14 protein-coding genes are annotated in these 17,632 nt (G+C 49.4%); all 14 read right to left on the bottom strand.

From position 1 onward, the window contains the following. Positions 1-320: 320 nt before the first annotated feature. Complete coding sequence (locus ACE3MQ_RS12035) at positions 321-1,442, bottom strand: glycosyltransferase family 4 protein (protein ID WP_379392850.1); 1,122 nt, start codon at positions 1,440-1,442, stop codon at positions 321-323. Positions 1,443-1,556: 114 nt separating this feature from the next. Beyond that, the gene (locus ACE3MQ_RS12030; protein WP_379392849.1) at positions 1,557-2,399 is read right to left on the bottom strand and encodes a WecB/TagA/CpsF family glycosyltransferase; all 843 of its coding nucleotides are present in this window, start codon (positions 2,397-2,399) and stop codon (positions 1,557-1,559) included. Next, positions 2,323-3,528, bottom strand: a complete 1,206-nt coding sequence (gene csaB, locus ACE3MQ_RS12025; protein ID WP_379392848.1) for a polysaccharide pyruvyl transferase CsaB — start codon at positions 3,526-3,528, stop codon at positions 2,323-2,325. The genes ACE3MQ_RS12030 and csaB overlap by 77 nt, the downstream gene beginning before the upstream one ends. Continuing rightward, positions 3,501-5,522, bottom strand: coding sequence for a DUF5693 family protein (locus ACE3MQ_RS12020; RefSeq protein ID WP_379392847.1), 2,022 nt, complete (start codon positions 5,520-5,522; stop codon positions 3,501-3,503). The genes csaB and ACE3MQ_RS12020 overlap by 28 nt, the downstream gene beginning before the upstream one ends. Before the next feature lie 251 nt (positions 5,523-5,773). Then, the gene (locus ACE3MQ_RS12015; RefSeq protein WP_379392846.1) at positions 5,774-7,492 is read right to left on the bottom strand and encodes a phospho-sugar mutase; all 1,719 of its coding nucleotides are present in this window, start codon (positions 7,490-7,492) and stop codon (positions 5,774-5,776) included. Between the two features lie 74 nt (positions 7,493-7,566). Beyond that, positions 7,567-7,989, bottom strand: coding sequence for a 3-hydroxyacyl-ACP dehydratase FabZ (gene fabZ / locus ACE3MQ_RS12010; protein WP_155612498.1), 423 nt, complete (start codon positions 7,987-7,989; stop codon positions 7,567-7,569). A gap of 283 nt (positions 7,990-8,272) precedes the next feature. After that, positions 8,273-8,473 (bottom strand): DNA-directed RNA polymerase subunit beta, encoded by a 201-nt coding sequence (locus ACE3MQ_RS12005; RefSeq protein ID WP_379392845.1) that lies wholly within the window; start codon positions 8,471-8,473, stop codon positions 8,273-8,275. Between the two features lie 12 nt (positions 8,474-8,485). Further along, on the bottom strand, positions 8,486-9,304 hold the full coding sequence (locus ACE3MQ_RS12000) for a flagellar hook-basal body protein (RefSeq protein ID WP_379392844.1): 819 nt from the start codon (positions 9,302-9,304) through the stop codon (positions 8,486-8,488). A gap of 12 nt (positions 9,305-9,316) precedes the next feature. After that, positions 9,317-10,198, bottom strand: a complete 882-nt coding sequence (locus tag ACE3MQ_RS11995; protein ID WP_379392843.1) for a flagellar hook-basal body protein — start codon at positions 10,196-10,198, stop codon at positions 9,317-9,319. An 81-nt stretch (positions 10,199-10,279) separates the two neighbouring features. Then, entirely contained in the window at positions 10,280-11,278 is a 999-nt protein-coding gene (mreB, locus tag ACE3MQ_RS11990; RefSeq protein ID WP_379392842.1) for a rod shape-determining protein, read from the bottom strand. A 241-nt stretch (positions 11,279-11,519) separates the two neighbouring features. After that, entirely contained in the window at positions 11,520-11,804 is a 285-nt protein-coding gene (gene spoIIID, locus ACE3MQ_RS11985; protein ID WP_379392841.1) for a sporulation transcriptional regulator SpoIIID, read from the bottom strand. Between the two features lie 180 nt (positions 11,805-11,984). Continuing rightward, positions 11,985-12,728 (bottom strand): peptidoglycan DD-metalloendopeptidase family protein, encoded by a 744-nt coding sequence (locus tag ACE3MQ_RS11980; protein ID WP_379392840.1) that lies wholly within the window; start codon positions 12,726-12,728, stop codon positions 11,985-11,987. A 74-nt stretch (positions 12,729-12,802) separates the two neighbouring features. Continuing rightward, positions 12,803-14,434 (bottom strand): stage II sporulation protein D, encoded by a 1,632-nt coding sequence (spoIID, locus tag ACE3MQ_RS11975; protein ID WP_379392839.1) that lies wholly within the window; start codon positions 14,432-14,434, stop codon positions 12,803-12,805. A gap of 1,538 nt (positions 14,435-15,972) precedes the next feature. Next, on the bottom strand, positions 15,973-17,322 hold the full coding sequence (gene murA, locus ACE3MQ_RS11970) for a UDP-N-acetylglucosamine 1-carboxyvinyltransferase (RefSeq protein WP_379392838.1): 1,350 nt from the start codon (positions 17,320-17,322) through the stop codon (positions 15,973-15,975). Positions 17,323-17,632: the final 310 nt, after the last annotated feature.

Raw genomic sequence — 17,632 nt, 5'->3', positions numbered from 1 at the left:
CTTTTGTCTTTTCTCAGCAATTTCGAGAATTAGCTGTATTTCGTGTATTTAAAGGCACTGCTTTTGGCCCTCCTCGTCCCTTGGCCTCAATTTAAATACAAGAATTCCAACTAGTTATACACATTTAGCGATACACCGCCCTTTAACTACCATAAATACAGCTAGTGTGTGCAGCAACCACATCCACCCGCATTGAGCAGTCCACTCAAGACAAGACAACCCCTACTGCGTTTAGGACGCAGCAAGGGTTGTCCGATAGAAAGTCAAAATTATAATTGCGATTGCTTCATATTGTCCTAATCATTACTACTCTAAACACATCACTTCGAACCGCGCTCCGCATTCGCCTTCATGCGCAGCCGGGCAAAGAAATCAAGCAGCGGACGCTTAGTCTTACCGATCAGGCCGATGACTTCGGCGCCGATTTGCAGGAAGAAGACCATGATGCAAATGACGACAAACGTTACCCAGTTCGCATTGTACATCGCAGCCGATGATTGAATGACGGCCAGCACGCCGAAAAACGCAGCAATTCCGTAAATAATGAGCACCGTCTGACGGTGGGAAAAACCAAGCTCACGCAGGCAATGATGCAAATGGCCTTTGTCCGGCGAAAATATCGGTTTCTTCTGTACCCAGCGGCGAACGATGGCAAACAGCGTATCCGACAAAGGTACACCGATCAAAATGAGCGGCGTCAAGAAGGACACGATCGCGATCTGCTTGAAGCCGAGGAGCGAGAGCAGCGCCAAGCTAAATCCCAAAAAGAGCGCTCCCGAATCCCCCATAAATATTTTGGCCGGATGAAAGTTGAAGTATAAAAATCCGATAATGCTGCCAAGCAGCAGAAGGCATAGCAAAGCCACAACGACATTCCCCATAAGGAAGGCCATGACCGCAATAGTACCAATGGCAATCGCGGAAACTCCTGCGGCGAGCCCATCCAAACCATCGATCAAATTAATGGCGTTCGTGACGCCTACGATCCATAGAATGGTGAATGGAATGGCAATCCAGCTCTCCAGGGAGGAGTACGTATGAAAAGGAATATTGGCGAATTCCAATTTAATATCAAAGCCGAATACGACGACACACGCCGTAGCAATCTGTACAAGAAACTTCAATTTGGCCGACAGATCGAAACGATCGTCTAATGCGCCAAGCAGCAGAATCATCGTTCCACCGACAAGAAAAGCTTTAACGAAGTTTACTTCGCGTACGGAGAACGATTCCGGAATAAACGGGAGTACGATGAAAAAAGCAACGATAAATGCTAAATATATTCCCAATCCGCCCAATCTTGGCATTAACTTCGTATGCACTTTTCTGGCATTAGGTACGTCTACCGCGCCGACTTTAAAAGCAAACTTCTTTACGAGCGGCGTCAAACCCAGCGCAAGGCCGAGCGAAACAATAAATCCGATGACATATATAAGCCACATGTAAAATTCAACCCCCAATTGTTCTGCCCGGAATGAATTATACTCTGTTTAAAAGTAAATCACCAAGTCCGTAATTTAGCAGTTTTGCGCCGTATTCCTCCAAAAGCATCTTATTTAACGCGATTTTGTAAGGTTTCCTCTCTCACGTAGCACACGAGCTACGAATTTCGGCAGCGCAAGCATTCTACGGAACCGGGTTGGTTCCCTCAATAAGCGGTATAACCATTCCAGCCGAAGCTTCTGGAACACTTTTGGAGCCCGTTTGGTTCGGCCAGATATGACATCAAAGCTGCCGCCCACACCCATCATGACGGGAACGGCAAGCCTTTGCTTGTATTTGGCGATCCACGGCTCCTGAGTATCAGCACCACGGGCAACAAACAGCAGATCCGGGCTTGTTCTACGAATTTCCTCCACGACCTCTTCATCCTGCTCCGAGCTAAAATAACCGTCCCGGCAGCCAACAATTTCCGTTCCCGGATATTGAATTTTCAGCCGTTTCGCCGTCTCTTGCACGACCTCAGGACTGGCTCCGAGCAAATACACCTTCCAGCAGTGACGCTCTCCCTGCTTCATTAATTCATGCAGGAGCTCATAGCCGGCCACGCGTTCAGAGACCGGGTCGCCGCCCACCCGGGAAGCCCAGACGACGCCCGTTCCGTCAGGCACGATCAGTTCTGCTTGCTGCATCATCTTCTTATATGAAGGATCCTCTAGAGCGGCCATGACCATAATCGGATTTGCGGTAATGACTTGATGCGGTTTACGGGAAGAAATCACATCGGTTAAATATTGAACCGTCTCCTGCATTCCCCACTTGGAAAAAGGAATCCCAAAAATCGTTACGATATTGTTGTCGCCATCCACGCCAAGCTCTCCCTTACTTTCGTAAATATTCCACGATTCGTTTTGCAGGAAGCTGCGCCTCCCGCCGCAATTTCTCCAGCTGCGCTGCATGCGATGCGCGCCACCCTTCCTGGTCGAGTAAAAGGCGTTCGCTCTCGGAAGCCACAATGCGATGATCCAGGTCATAGCTCGTTCCTGCAGGCACGCTGCCGAGACGACCGAGGAAGTGATCGATTTTAGGATCATACGAGATACCGAGCATCGGCACATTTTGGGAGGCTGCATAGATCAGACTATGGAGCCTCATGCCAATCAGTAAATCGCACCGGCTTACTTCTTCCAGCATCTCCAGCGGGGTCTCGCTCTGAGGCGCGATGCTGACCTTGCTGCCCTGATCCTCCACATGACTTAACATGTTCATCACGAAGCGGGAAGCCTCGTCATCACCCGGATAATGGAACGGCAAAAATCGAATATTCAACGGCATTCTACTCATCATCGCATCCAGGCCCTCGGCCAGCTGCATCAACTCCGTCCGCTGCGGATTCCAGAAACGGACGGAGACGCCGACAACAGGAAGCTCAGGCTTTGCGGAAGGATCGACTGCTTCTGAACTGGCTGACTCATTTTTAACGTTCGAAGCTCCAGGGCCTGTAGATGTTACAGAATCATCAGTCATCCTCGTCAACGGATTCCCATCAGGCAAGGACAACCCCATCACCGGGTCGGGAACGACTTCAATCATATTTTGGGGAATCCCGATGTCTCGCAGCAAAGCTGCCGATTCCACATCGCGAACGGAAACATACTGGCAGCGACGAAACACAGAAGCAATTAAAGGCCGGAACATCCCTCGATTCACTGGCCCGATCCCTTGAGCATAAATGAAGGTGGGCTTACGCATCCATTGCGCCAGCTTAATGACCCCTAAATAATAAGGTATGGATTTTATACCGGTCGCATCCTGCAGCAGGCTGCCCCCGCCACTAATGAGACCGCTGCTATTCTTGATAGCGTTCCTTACTTCACTGAATTTCATCCGGTGTACAGCCTTGACTCCATAAGTCCGCGCCGTCCATTCCGGATCGATCGATAAGACGACGGGCTCGATCGCTACCCCGGCTGCCTCGCTCTCTTCCCGCAAAGCAGCCAAAATCGATTGCAGCACCGCTTCGTCCCCAATATTGCGAAATCCGTAGTAACCCGAAATAACTATGGTTTGAGAAGACGTGGCGACCATTTCTCCCAGCACCTTTCAAGGATATACCATACTAGAGCGGCCAATAATCCAAAGATCAAACCGAGGCCTAGACCAAGTATGCCGCGAATGAGCGAAAGCACGGCCGGTGTATGAATATGGGCAAAGGTATCTACCATTGACAGCTGACCAATTACCGCCACAACCATAACATACAGCGCCCACCGATAACGGAAAGCAGCAAAAATACCAACAATGAATAATGGATGAGCCAATAAAAATTCCTTATTACGCGGCCTTACGCCAAATGTATTCTCCAGCATCGACCGAAATGCCGCTTCTCCCGGAAGCGGGGTTCCCGCATTCCCGGTACGGGACAAGTAATAGAATGCAGCAGCGCCAAGCACAACCGCTCCTACAACCATCACGAGAGTAATCGGCATACGCATCCAGGCCCGTAATTCCTGCACCAAGTTAGTACCCTTATACAACATAATATAAACAGCAACCAAGAATATCGGAGCCAGGTGCAGCAGACTAACCCCACGGAACTGGTTAAGAACCAAGCTATACGTAATATTGTTAAGCAAGGCAATTATAAACGGCACAGCCAGCAAAGACAGTACGGCTGTTTTGAAATACAGTACAAGCGTGTGAGTCAGCCTGCGGCCGGCGGACATGTCCGGTATCGCCTTATTGAGCTCCCTCACCTTGCGTATAGCCAAAATCATTGCAATCGTCGGCGCACTGATCGCCACGAACAAAGCCAGAGCCTGCTCCAGTAAAGTAGGCTTCAATACATATAAACCTGCTGAGCCTACAAGTCCGATAAGAAATGAGCCCAGCGTCAGCGATGGAGCAAAAATGGACACTAGAAGCGCCACAAATGCTACGCCGCCTACAACGACGACGGCTTTCAAATATTTTTGCCAAGAGGCATCCACAACCTGAAAAGCCTCCGCCTGTCCCAATTCAAAGCCATTATTCTTCACGCGCTCTACGGCATTTCCCGGCTCCAGAAGCGTATGCACGATATTGTCGAGCGGATTCGTTACCGCACCCTTTTGCAAATCCTTGCTTGGAGCGGCATTAATATAAATCATGCGAATATTCCGATCCTTAGTCGCTAGTGCGATCTTATCGGCAACGACCATTTTATCTAAATTAACGTCGGTATCCGACAACGAGAACAGACGAACCGCGTTATAGTCGGTCAAATAGGCGATCTTATGGAAGCCTTTAGGCTGAATCTTCATATTTTCAATAGCAACGATCCCAAGCTCATGCTTGTTCAATAATTCTGCCATCGTCTCGACGCTGTTCTTCTCCTCATCCTCGCGGAAGCCTTTTACACCTTCCCCGTCGAGCATGATCCGCGTTACTCCATTTTCTTTATAAAAAGACAGCAGCTTGTCCACATCTTCTTCATTAAACGGTACATTATCACTAAGGCGAGGCACGATGCTAAACCCCTTATCCCGCAGCATCGCAAATGCGATCGGATCCGTCTCCAGAAGCGGCTTCAACACCGCATCCTCCGGCCCCGCTGCAATCATAAGACCGCCGTGCTCCCCATACTGCCAAGAAGAAACAGCAATATCCAAATTTCGCAGCCCCTGCTCGATGAGCGGTCGAAGCTGCCGTTCATTCTCTTCATTCGTAAAAGCGACGTAAGTATAGTTTCCATTCTCTTCAATGACGGCATTATTCTGCTTGGCTACATCCGCAGCCGTAAACAGCATAATCCGACGCGCCTTGGACAGCTCGTCTAAAGTCGTTTCAAACATGGCCATCGAGCCGACGCCAGCCTTCTTCAAACGATCTAGCTGTTCGTTCATATAGGCCGTAGGATCAGCCTGGTAGGATGCAACCTCCAGCAATCCGCGATAATTAAAAACAAACTCTACTTTCTTAGCCGATGCCTCCGTCTGAACACGCTGATAAATGACAGGCAAAGAAGCAACGATGCCGACTACAACCAATATCCACAACCATTTGCGGGAAGCGTTATTCCACCGCGGCCAACCTTGGATCACAAAGGTACCTCCTCAATATGAATCCCGCCCTCTCCCGGTTTGATTCCGCTTTTGGCCGAATTATCCCGGGAAAGGACAAAATGAAATCCATCTCGCCAACATTTGCGAGTTTTCATGCAAACTACTCAATCGAACTCAATTCCGCTGTATAAATCTAACTCAATATCTTAATTCAATAACCAATTATAATTTAATAAGCAGTCAAGCTTCTAATAAGCAATCACAATACAGTAACCAATTGCGCTTTAAGCTTATGCGTCAACGCGTTTCAGCACTTCTTCCTGCAAATGCTTCAGCCGAGCTGCCGCATCCACACCCGAAGTTCCTCTCACCGCGAAGTAAAACTTAATTTTTGGCTCCGTGCCGGAAGGACGAAGGCAGAACCATGAGCCGTCTTCAAGCGCGAATTTCAATACATTCTCCTTCGGCAGTCCATAGAGGCCTAAGGAAAAGTCCTCTACCTTGGTTACCGGTATAGCTCCAATGCTCTTCGGCGGCTCGTTCCGGAATTGATCCATTAATGCAACGATTTGCGCCAGCCCGTCTTTGCCTTTTAGCGTCCGCGACACTAACGATTCGCGATAATAGCCGAACTTGGCATACAACTCCTCAAGAACATCGACCAGCGACTTGCCTTGCTGCTTATAGTAAGCGGCCGCTTCGCAAATGAGCGTGGAAGCGACGACAGCATCTTTATCCCTGGCATAATTTCCGGCTAAATAACCGTAGCTTTCCTCATAACCAAACAAATATGTGTAGTCTCCGGACTGCTCGAACTGATCCATTTTTTCGCCGATATATTTAAACCCGGTCAGCGTATTGAATACTTCCGCCCCGTAATAGCGGGCAATTTCAGCACCGAACTCGCTAGTGACGACCGTCTTGACAACGGCCCCATTGCTCGGCAGCTTGCCGGCTTCCTTCATCTGGCTCAAAATATAGTGAACGAGAATAGCGCCGGACTGATTGCCTGTTAGAATCTCGTACTCGCCTGCCGCGTTCTTGACCACAGCGCCCATCCGATCCGCATCCGGGTCGGTACCGATCAGGATGTCCGCCCCCACTTTCTCCCCCAGCTCAATGGCCAGCTTAAAGGCATCGCGTTCTTCCGGATTTGGCGATTTTACGGTAGAGAATTCAGCGTCAGGCTGCTCCTGCTCCTTCACTACATGAACCTGCGTAAAGCCAAGCTTATCCAGTACGCGACGCACAGGTATATTGCCCGTACCGTGAAGAGGCGTAAATACCACAACAACCTCTTTACCAGCACCAGAGGATAGCAGCTCAGGATTCAAACTGACGCTAGCCACCGTATCAAAAAATGCCTCATCCTCGGCTTCACCTAGCCAGACAAGCAGGCCCTGGGCTTCAGCCTCCTCCTTGGTGAGACGCTGCACCTGTTCAAAAGAAGTAAGCTCCTTAATGTTCGCAATAACCTGCTCCGCCTCATGCGGGACAAGCTGCCCCCCGTTAGCGTTGTACACTTTATAACCATTATACTCCGGCGGGTTGTGGCTGGCCGTAATGACAATCCCTCCGGTTGCTCCGAGATGACGAACCGCGAAGGATAGATGCGGCGTAGGACGAAGAGACGGAAACAGCTTGGCTTCAATCCCGTTCCCAGCCAGCACCAAAGCGGCTTCAAGCGCGAATTCCGGGGAAAAGTGTCTACTGTCATGCGCGATGACGACCGATGGCCGTCCTGCTTGATTGCCATGAGCCTTAATCAGATATTGGGCCAACCCTTGCGTTGCGCGTCCAACCGTATAACGGTTCATCCGGTTGCTCCCCGCTCCGATAACGCCCCGTAGTCCACCCGTACCGAATTCCAAGTCCCGGTAAAAACGATCCTCCAGCTCCGTAGGATCACCTGCTAATGCTCTCAGTTCCTCTTTCGTTGCTTCGTCAATCGATGGATCTTGAAGCCAACTATTCACTTTCTCCTCAACGGTATGACTCAATTCAGCCATGGTTACACGCTCCTCCTTAAACTTATCTCTATAGGTGTACAAACCACTTGTTGGTGGGAATCAAACCAAGTCCATTAGGACAGCGCAAACATGATCTCGCCTTCCGCCACGACTTTGCCTTCTACCGAAGCTACAGCCCGGCCCTTTCCGATGGAGCCTTTAAGCCGGATAATCTCTACCTCAAGCCGCAAAGTATCGCCAGGGACAACCTGTCCGCGAAAACGGAAACCATCCAGACCGGCGAGAAAACCGATTTTACCCCGGTTGCTCTCCACATTGAGAATCGCTGCTGCCCCAACCTGGGCAAGCGCTTCCGTGATGAGCACTCCCGGCATTACCGGATACTCCGGAAAATGCCCGGCGAAAAACGGCTCATTGACCGTGACGTTCTTAATTCCGACAGCCCGTTTGCCATCCTCCATTTCAATAATGCGATCCACCAATAAAAATGGAGGACGATGTGGAATGATTTCTTGAATTTGCTTTGAGTCTAACATATGTAATACTCCCTTCACTATTCTATTTTTCACTCGCCCTACCGTATAAAAATGACGGGAGACGGCCAAACTGTAATTATCCTTCGCCTCTGCAGAAGCGAGGGTTAAGATAAGGGGCTGATCCATAATGAGGCATTATGCCGATTATGGATCAAGCCCTTTTGAATTTCTCCTGGCATATAGCACCCCCATCATTATACATTTTCCGCTTTAAAAAAGAAAACTCCCGATTTCCGGGAGTCCTTCGTCATTTTTTTGCAATTGTCTCATGATTTAGCACCTGTTACGGAGCAAATACTAAGTCAAACACATGTCTCCATGTACTCCATTCCAGGACACCGCTGATATCCTGCTTGCCGAGTACGACATACCCTACAACTGCTCCACCAAACAGTGCTAGGCCAAGGAACAGCAGGATGAGAAAGATCCGCAGGAGTATGATCCAGCCGGAACGTTTCTTAACCGGTTTGTTATCTTGCCTCATGAAATTCTCCACCTATCCGCGCAAGTTATTGGCTAAATTCATCATTGTATCACTGGAAGTTAGCGCGCGTGCAGCAAGCTGATAAGCCCGCTGCACTTTCATCATTTCAGCCATTTCATTTGCCAAGTCGACATTGGAGTTCTCAAGGACACCCTGCCGAATCGTAGCCTGTTCTTCCTGAGCCAGATCTGAGGTAGCCATGATGACGCCTTCTCTCTCGCCCGGAGGCAGTACAAATAAATTGCTATCCTTCTGAATCAGCGAGTCGGGACGCAGCGGAGTAACCAGCCCAATCCGCCCGACCTCTGTTTCCGTCGTTCCATCTATAGCTATAATATTTCCTGCTCCATCAATATGCAATGTTGAACCAGAGGGAACTTCAATTAATTCACCATCGGAATCCAGCACAGGATTTCCCAAAGCCGTCATGAGATACCCTACTCCTGGATCCTCCGGGTTAGGTTGAATATTGAAGTTTCCTGCCCGGGTGTATCCGATCTCCCCATTCTGAGTCAGAACCTGAAACATCGCATTGCCTTGAATCGCAAGATCCGTCATATTGCCGGTCTCTTTCATGGTTCCCTGCGTATAGTTCACCGAAAGCTCCGACATCCGGGAACCGAAGCCCATATTAACACCAAGCGGAGTAGCGCGGCCGGCCAATTGAAAATCGGAGGACTGCTGCATGACGCTGTTCAGCGTATCTTGAAAGGCTGCTTCCTTCCGCTTATATCCAACCGTATTCACGTTAGCCATATTATCGGCAATCAAATCCAGGCGCTGCTGGATTCCATTCATGGATACCATAGCACTGATCATAGAGTTATTCATGTGGCCCTCCTATTATACACGGCCGATTTCATTAACCGCTTTTTCCAAGCTTTTATCATAATATTGGATCATTTTCTGATTGGATTCATAAGCCCGCTGCGCAGCCATCAAATCAACCATCGATTGGGCGATGCTTACGTTAGAGCCTTCGACGTAACCTTGCTGTACCTGTACCTGCTCGTCCTCTTCAAGAGCCCGAACTTCCGCAGCCTCTTCATCTTGAACGAGATACACGCCGTTTCCTTCGCGAAAGAGCGCCTGTGGCCGGGTAACAACCGAGATGCCCAATTGAATCTCAATCGGCTCTCCATTGCTTTGCAGATTTCCCTGAGCATCAATCTTCAGCGAATCGATCGGCTGATCCGGCCCGAGAATAATCGCATTCCCTTCCGAGTCAAGCACTTGGTAGCCTTGCATGGTTCGCAGTTCGCCCTCGGGATTCACATAAAAACTGCCGTCACGAGTATAGCGGACATTCCCGCTGCTGTCCATGACGGAAAAAAATGCCGCCGGACGGTAAATGATTTCTCCATCCTCCGTCACGTATTTCCCGGAAGCATCAAATGGAATAGGCTCTCCCGTAGCAGGATCCTCCAGCTCGATATTGGAAATGAGAGCGAAATCCGAGTTCTTTCCCGTTTCCATCAAGTCGCCCTGCATATAAGACGGCAAACTCTCCTCCACAAAAACTCCGGTGTTCAGCTTCCCAATCCGCCTTGTACCGGTTGTGCTGTCACCCACGAGCGATACAAGCATTTCGGGAAAGGCACGCGATACGCTGTTCATTTGCTTGTAGCCCGGTGTATTAATGTTTGCTATATTCTGCGTCACCGTATCATGGCGTCTTTGCTCCGTGATCATGCCGGATGCTGCGGTGTAGAGACCTCTTAACATGGGACAACCTCCAAACTGATTAACTTATCTATATTACTGTTTAATGAAGATTAAATTGTTCTTCAATTATATATCGGTTTGTTAGAACTTTTTCTTAATGACCCTGTCCAAATTATCCAGCATCATTCCTGTACCCTTAACGACGCAGTGCATCGGATCCTCCGCGATCAGCACCGGAACCCGCAGCTCCTCCGATAACAGCTCGTCCAATCCATTCAGGAGAGCGCCTCCCCCGGTCAAAATAACGCCCCGATCAATAATGTCCGCTGACAGCTCTGGCGGTGTACGCTCCAGTACAGATTTCGCTGCAGTGACGATCGAGGAGACAGGATCAGACAAAGCCTCCTGGACTTCTTTTGAAGTAATCGTGATCGTCAATGGCAAGCCGGATACCATATCTCTTCCGCGAATGTCCAGCTCGGCCACCACCCCTGCCGGATGTACCGTACCGATGGCAATCTTGATATCCTCGGCTGTCCGCTCTCCGATCAGAAGCTTGTACTTTGTTTTAATATATTTAATAATGGCGGTATCAAAGGTGTCCCCGGCAATTTTGATCGACGAAGCCGTGACGATGTCCCCCATGGAGAGCACCGCCACATCCGTCGTTCCGCCGCCGATATCGACCACCATGTTACCGCTCGGCTCGTATATGTCCATGCCTGCGCCGATAGCTGCCGCCTTCGGCTCTTCTTCCAGAAATACATCTTTTGCCCCGCTATGCTCTGCGGCTTCGCGGATCGATTTCTGTTCTACAGACGTAATATTCGTGGGCGCACAAATCAGAACACGGGGATGACTGTACCAGCTTTTCGCTCCAACCCGATTGATAAAATATTTCAGCATCGTTTCCGTAATTTCAAAATCAGCAATGACTCCGTCTCTAAGCGGACGGATGGCAACGATATTTCCAGGCGTACGCCCGACCATGCGCCGCGCATCCTCACCGACGGCAAGCACGCGCTTCGTGTCGCTTTCTATCGCTACAACAGAGGGTTCATCGAGAACAACCCCTCTTCCTTTTACATGAATCAATACATTTGCCGTACCTAAATCAATACCAATATCCTTGCTCATCATCCCGATGCTCCCCCAAAGCGTATTTTGTAAATCGTGGAAAACGCTGCCTTTAGTATATGGTAAAAGTTTCCCTTCATTACTTTCGTTATTATTCGACAAAAAGTACGATTAATCCTTTATATTTCGGGATTTATAGATAAAAATCCGCTTTTCCATGCCATATTTAAAAATACCATACTTTGGGGGATGTGTTCAATGACAATCCTGTTGCCCTTGTGGATATTCCTTGCCTGAATGAAAGTTATTTTGCCGAGCCGATCGCCTCGCGTTTATTCTGCCCTTTCTTTTTATACTTGATTTTGGTCGCCTCTCCTCCCCGGAGATGCCGAATCGACTTATGGTATTCGAGAATGTGCTTCACCTGATCTGCCAAATCCGGATTAATTTCCGGAAGACGCTCGGTCAAATCTTTATGCACCGTGCTCTTGGATACGCCAAACTCCTTGGCAATCGTGCGAACCGTGTGCCGAGTTTCCACGATGCAGCGTCCTATTTTAATCGTCCGTTCTTTGATGTAATCGTGCACGCTCCCGCCTCCCTACTCGAGATAGTTTGGTACATTATATGAGGGGCGTGCCCATATATTCACGGTTTCTGAGGCCTGACAAGCACGGACAAGATCATTTATTTGCAAAAGCGGGCCAAACAGCAAGAAAAGGCGGAGAGCTATGAAGCTCTTCGCCTTTTCAGACCGAGAAACCGATTTTTAATTTTTAGGAAGCACAGTAACCGGATTGACTAACTCTCCATTCTCATATACCGCAAAGTGGACATGGTTGCCTAGATCCTTCTCCATCTCATTCCGCCCAGCATTGGCAATGGAATCGCCCTGCTTCACTTCGGCGCCTTGCTTCACTTTAACATCGGCCAAGCTCTCGTATACGGTCTTCAGATTGTCCGCATGAGTAATCTCCACCACATAACCGAGCAGCGGATGCTCTTCAACCCGAGTCACTTTTCCGGCGAGCGCGGCTTTTACTTCAAAAGGCTTGTCATCCTCGCGGGCCAAATCGATGCCCGTATTCGGTGTAAAGGTATCCTTGTACTCGACCATCGCCGCCTGGTGATCCTCTGCCGAGCCTTCTTTTTCATAGAACGGCTTAACGATCGACACCTCGGACACATTGGCCACCGGCCAGATCAAGTCTTCCGTGTTAGCTGTCTTTTGTACATCTGCTTTTTCCGGGGTGTTGTCCCGAACAATTTCGTCATCTGGAAGCTGAACGGTATCCGTTACGCTGGCGGGGGTCGATTCCATCGGCTTGCGGCCTGCATCCTGGTAGACCCACACTAAGGTTAGTATAATTGCCGCTGCCGCCACATACGCTGCTGGATATACCCATCTCTTGGACAATACTTTTTTCCATGTGGATACCGGAGCTTCCGGCTCACCCATTATATTTTTGGGAGCTTCCTCATGGGGTTGATTTTTTGGTTTTTGTTCATTCATTGGTATCACCTCAATAACCAGTGTTACCGAGGGCGACTCTTTTATACTTCGATTATAGTAATATTTTTAAAAATTCAGCTCTTTAACAAGGCGGATGCCTGTTCAAATGATATACCCGTGTAATAGTGTTTGAGAATTTGCGTAGTCGTATATCCCTGCTTGGCCATCCCATGGGCTCCCCATTGGCTCATCCCTACGCCGTGCCCGTTCCCGTACGTTGTTATCTGTACATTGTCCCCGTCCAACCTCATTGTAAACTGAGCCGAACGCAGCCCAAGCTTCTCCCGCAGCTCTCGCCCGGTAAAGGAATGATCGTTAATGAGCATACTTTTTACGCTGCGGCCTGCCGTATAAGCTTTGATTTGAAAAGACGCCGCCGAGGACAAGGATGGCTCTTTATCTTTTACGGAGGCGGTTACGGGAAGGGCTGGCGTCTTGAGCCCCAGCTTGGCGAACAGCTCGTTCATCGAAATTGTCACCGTCTGCTTGAAGGAAGGATTCACCGTTTTTTCCCAAGGACTGGGCACGCTGCGCAGGTAAGGCAGCTTCAGCGACCAATATTCCTCCGAGTTCTCGGTATAGCCGCCGCTCGCGGAGAAAAAGGTCGCGGTGATCGGCTTGCCATGGTAAGTCATAATGATGCCTTTCGTTTCTTCAACCGCGCGGCGAAGCTTGGCCAGCTGCTCACTCTTCCCAAGCTCCGGCCATTTATCCAGCTCTTTGCTGGATAGGTAGGCTTGATGATCCACCGAATCGACGACGTCCGCGCCTTTGACCGGCACGCCGCTGCGATCGCCGTCTGCCAGCCGGCGAACGATGAACGTCCGGGCGGCGATGGCCTGCGCTTTGAGCGCCTCGAGCTCGAAGTCGGCCGGCATTTCTGCCGCCAGGACGCCGGTTACGTACTGCTCGAGCGGCAGCGTCTCTATGCCCCCGGTCTTCGTCAAATAGACGCTGACCGAGGGCAGCTCGCTGGCGGCCGGCGCTGCCGGGAGCTGGGCTGCGGGCGGCACCGCCACCGGGCCGAGCCCGGCGCTCCCAGCCCCGGGCGCAGCAGGCTGCTCGGCCGCGCCCGGCAGCGGCGCAGTCGCTGGCCCGGGGCTGCTCCGGCTGCCAACGAGGGCAGCCAGCAGCACGGCCGCCGCGGCCAGCGAGGCGAGCGCAGCGCCGAGCTTGGCACTGTTCCTTCCGCGATGGCGGAAGGAACGGTGCGCGCGCGTGCCCGCAGGGACGCGTACGCGGACAGCGCGCAGCGAGCGCGGCGCGGGCAGCTCGCTGCTGCGTGGCGGGCGCGGCAGAGCTGCATTCCCGTTGGGCTTCATAGCATCCTTCCTTCTATTTAACTGGAACGGATCACTCTCAACTGCTGCCCTTTCTGCAGCTTCTAACGCTCCCGACCGCAACGCCGCCCCAAACTCGGACTCCGATGGCGGCAGCGGCCGCTTTAACGACTTCCTATCCTGAACCCCCGGTCTCTTTCCTTCCACTCGGGTATAAAGCGATTCGGAAGCTCGCTGTCCTTGCCCTGCCGTTCTCTTTAGCCTCATACTGTCCAAGCTGCTTCCAATCGAAGCGCAGCTCTGCTCTATTTTATTGTTGCGAGCCGCTAGATTAATGATTAAGGAGCTTTTTTTCGTTTCCATACCCAAAGCAAGCAACCTCCATCCCGATTCATGCTGCAATCGCACGCCTTCTTTTGCTGCCACAAGACCATGCGATCCTAGCGTTTGAATTCGTTATACTTTTTGTTCGCTATACTTATAGATATGACTCTGAAACGTCTGCTAGAACCTGGATGGAAAGTTGGAGCCCTCAGAGTATATTAGATCGGAGAATTTTAATATGAAGACTAAAATGAAGTGAAGCACAGTCAAAATACAAGTTATAAAAACAACTGTAAAGAACAATTACACACTACACCAGAATAGCCAAAACAAACAAAATAAAGTGCAATTCAAGGACTGAGCTTGGTTAGATATGACGTGCCGAGTCGGCCTACTGTAGATTTAACTGGATTTTATGCAGCTACTTTAAGTCCAAATCGGAGTTTTCTATAAATTAACTGCATTCATGTATCTAAAAACATCCTTTTCCGCGTCTCTGCCCCTTTTACTCCATTTTAACTACAGTAAATACAGGTCATTTCACATTTAAGATAGGATCGCTTAATATAATTGCAACAAATACAGTTAGCTTTTTAATAAATCCCCTCATCCTCTGCATTTTCTGCATCCCATGTAACCTCTGCAACCTCTAAACCACTTTAGCTAACTTAACTAATTTAACTAATTTAACTAATTTAACTACTTCAACCAATGTATTCACTGTATTCGTTGTACTTTGTATCCGACCATAGCCCAACCATAACTATATAAACACGAGATCGAAGTCCAGAAGCTTACATATGAAAGCTTGCTCTTAATATTTTATCCATCCGGCGGATCGTACCGCTAATCAAACTTTTATACCTTAATGAATCAAACAATCAGACGCTCATACCTTCCTATCTCATAAAAAAAACGTCTATCGACGTACATTCACAGAAGACAGACCGCGTTTAGCAGTAGTTTTTCTTGCGATTATAGAATTGCTCAGCTCCGCTGAAAACTTATAAATTCTATAATCTTCAAAAAAACGCCTTACGGCGTTTCGAAAACCAATATATAGTGGCCGATCAGTAAGCCTGATCAACCAGTGCCACTTGTTCATATCGTCATATCCATTACCCACATCAATAGCTCCGCGTGCCGCCCTCGAATTTGTAGGGAAGCTCCTTCCAAGTCGATTCGTACAAACCTACATCATCGATCATTTCTCGTTAGTAGCTCAATCATGACTCCTATCAGTAACTCATACCAATAACAAACCCCATAATACTTACCAAATAACTCATATCAGCAACTCATATCCGTAACTCATATCGGTAACCCATACCTATAACCTATAACTTATATCAATAATCATTCAACCTAATCATATCAATCACTCAGCCATTAGCCCAAGCCCAATACACTTCAATCCAAGGGCTGCCAGACAGCCATCCAAGCATGCCCCGAACCCGCACCCTGCCCCCCTCACCAAACAGCCGAAAAGATCAGTCGGTTCACAAGGGGTCAATCCACCCGTTCCCCATGTTGGTTAACCAGCCGCCTCCACCAATCGTCAGTCAATGCCGCATATTAAAAAAAGACCATGCTCTACACACGGTCTCCGAATTGCATTTAGATTATAAAATTATTCGCAATTATGCCCAAGTCGGCTGCACTTTAAGTACCGGGAGCTCATCCTGCATATTTACAGAAATCCGTTCAGTTTGGGCAGCGGATTCTTTCTCGTCCACAGTTACCCGCCAAATATCAGCTCCAAGCCCAGAAAGCTTCTCAGCCAAATTAACATAACCGCGGTCGATGTGATGCGTTCCGCTCACTTCAGTCGTACCATCGGCCACGAGTCCGGCAATAATCAATGCGGCCCCGGCACGCAAGTCCGTTGCACACACTTTTGCACCGCTAAGCTTAGCTCCACCCGTAATGATAGAGCTGCGCCCCTCTACCTTGATTTCCGCATTCATCAAAGCGAACTGCTCCACATGCATGAAACGATTCTCAAACACGGTCTCTGTTACAACGCTGGTACCTTCGGACACGAGCAGCAGAGCCATCATTTGGGATTGCATATCCGTCGGGAACCCGGGATACGGCAGCGTTTTGACGTCTACGGCTTTAAGCGGCCTATCGGCAATAACCCGTACGCCATTCTCCTGTACTTCCACCTGTACGCCCATTTCCTCAAGCTTAGCAATGACGGGGCCAAGATGATCGGCAATTGCCCCTTCTACAAACACATTTCCGCCTGTCGTTGCAGCAGCAATCATAAACGTGCCTGCTTCAATACGATCAGGAATCACGGTATGATCAACACCGCGCAGCTTCTCAACACCCTCAATACGGATGACGCCTGTACCGGCACCGCGGACAACAGCTCCCATCCCGTTCAAATAGTTAGCGAGATCAACAATTTCAGGCTCCTTGGCCGCATTCTCAATGACCGTCGTGCCTTCCGCTAGAGTAGCCGCCATCATAATATTCTCCGTTGCGCCAACGCTGGCTACGTCCAAATATATTTTCGCTCCACGAAGGCGGCCATTGGACTTAGCTTCAATGAAGCCCTGTCCCAAGTTAATCTCGGCGCCCATCGCTTCGAAGCCTTTCAAATGCTGATCAATCGGTCTCGTGCCAATCGCGCAGCCTCCTGGAAGAGAAATTCGCGTGTATCCCGTGCGGGTCAATAAAGGACCCATGACAAGAAAAGATGCCCGCATTTTCCGTACCCATTCGTACGGGGCCTCACAATTGGCGATCTTCTGGGCATTGACCGTAATTACCTCACGATCATATGTAACGGTCGCTCCTAGCGATTCCAATACTTTATTAATGGTCATCACATCATCTAGCGGCGGGGCATCACGAATTACGCTTACGCCTTCCTCCCCTAATAACGATGCTGCGATGATCGGCAGCACTGAATTTTTAGCTCCGCTAACTTTAACGTTCCCGGACAAAATATTGCCACCGCGGACGATAAATTTGCTCATCTTGTTTCCCTCCGCGCGTTCATTTTCACCCTTATTTTCGATGCAAAATAAAGGCATCCCCGCTCATTCCCTAAATTTCATCATATCATCGGTAGCTTGAGGCGCACAAGGCTCTAAACGTGTTGAAATAGCGCGAATCATGAAGAATTTCGTCTTATTTGCAAGCAATCATTAGATCCCCTTGGCTTATTCCTTATTCACCATTGTTGACACAATGTTTTGATGTTATTCGACAAACTTCACTCTGCGTAATCACACGCAATTAAAATCATTTTTCGGCCGAGGTCAAGTCCCTTAATAACCTCTAATA

It is taken from the genome of Paenibacillus lentus (genome assembly GCF_042714055.1).
Lineage (GTDB): Bacteria > Bacillota > Bacilli > Paenibacillales > Paenibacillaceae > Fontibacillus > Fontibacillus lentus_A.
The sequence above is the reverse complement of the archived record's forward strand: the minus strand, read 5'-3'. Positions and strand labels throughout refer to the sequence as shown.

Bases quoted from the DNA above. Each gene is read 5' to 3' on its own strand.
- ACE3MQ_RS12035 (WP_379392850.1), bottom strand. From the start codon at position 1,442: ATGTGGCTTATATATGTCATCGGATTTATTGTTTCGCTCGGCCTTGCG.
- ACE3MQ_RS12030 (WP_379392849.1), bottom strand. From the start codon at position 2,399: ATGCAGCGCAGCTGGAGAAATTGCGGCGGGAGGCGCAGCTTCCTGCAA.
- csaB (WP_379392848.1), bottom strand. From the start codon at position 3,528: ATGGTCGCCACGTCTTCTCAAACCATAGTTATTTCGGGTTACTACGGA.
- ACE3MQ_RS12015 (WP_379392846.1), bottom strand. From the start codon at position 7,492: ATGGCTGAATTGAGTCATACCGTTGAGGAGAAAGTGAATAGTTGGCTT.
- fabZ (WP_155612498.1), bottom strand. From the start codon at position 7,989: ATGTTAGACTCAAAGCAAATTCAAGAAATCATTCCACATCGTCCTCCA.
- ACE3MQ_RS12005 (WP_379392845.1), bottom strand. From the start codon at position 8,473: ATGAGGCAAGATAACAAACCGGTTAAGAAACGTTCCGGCTGGATCATA.
- ACE3MQ_RS12000 (WP_379392844.1), bottom strand. From the start codon at position 9,304: ATGAATAACTCTATGATCAGTGCTATGGTATCCATGAATGGAATCCAG.
- ACE3MQ_RS11995 (WP_379392843.1), bottom strand. From the start codon at position 10,198: ATGTTAAGAGGTCTCTACACCGCAGCATCCGGCATGATCACGGAGCAA.
- mreB (WP_379392842.1), bottom strand. From the start codon at position 11,278: ATGATGAGCAAGGATATTGGTATTGATTTAGGTACGGCAAATGTATTG.
- ACE3MQ_RS11980 (WP_379392840.1), bottom strand. From the start codon at position 12,728: ATGAATGAACAAAAACCAAAAAATCAACCCCATGAGGAAGCTCCCAAA.
- murA (WP_379392838.1), bottom strand. From the start codon at position 17,322: ATGAGCAAATTTATCGTCCGCGGTGGCAATATTTTGTCCGGGAACGTT.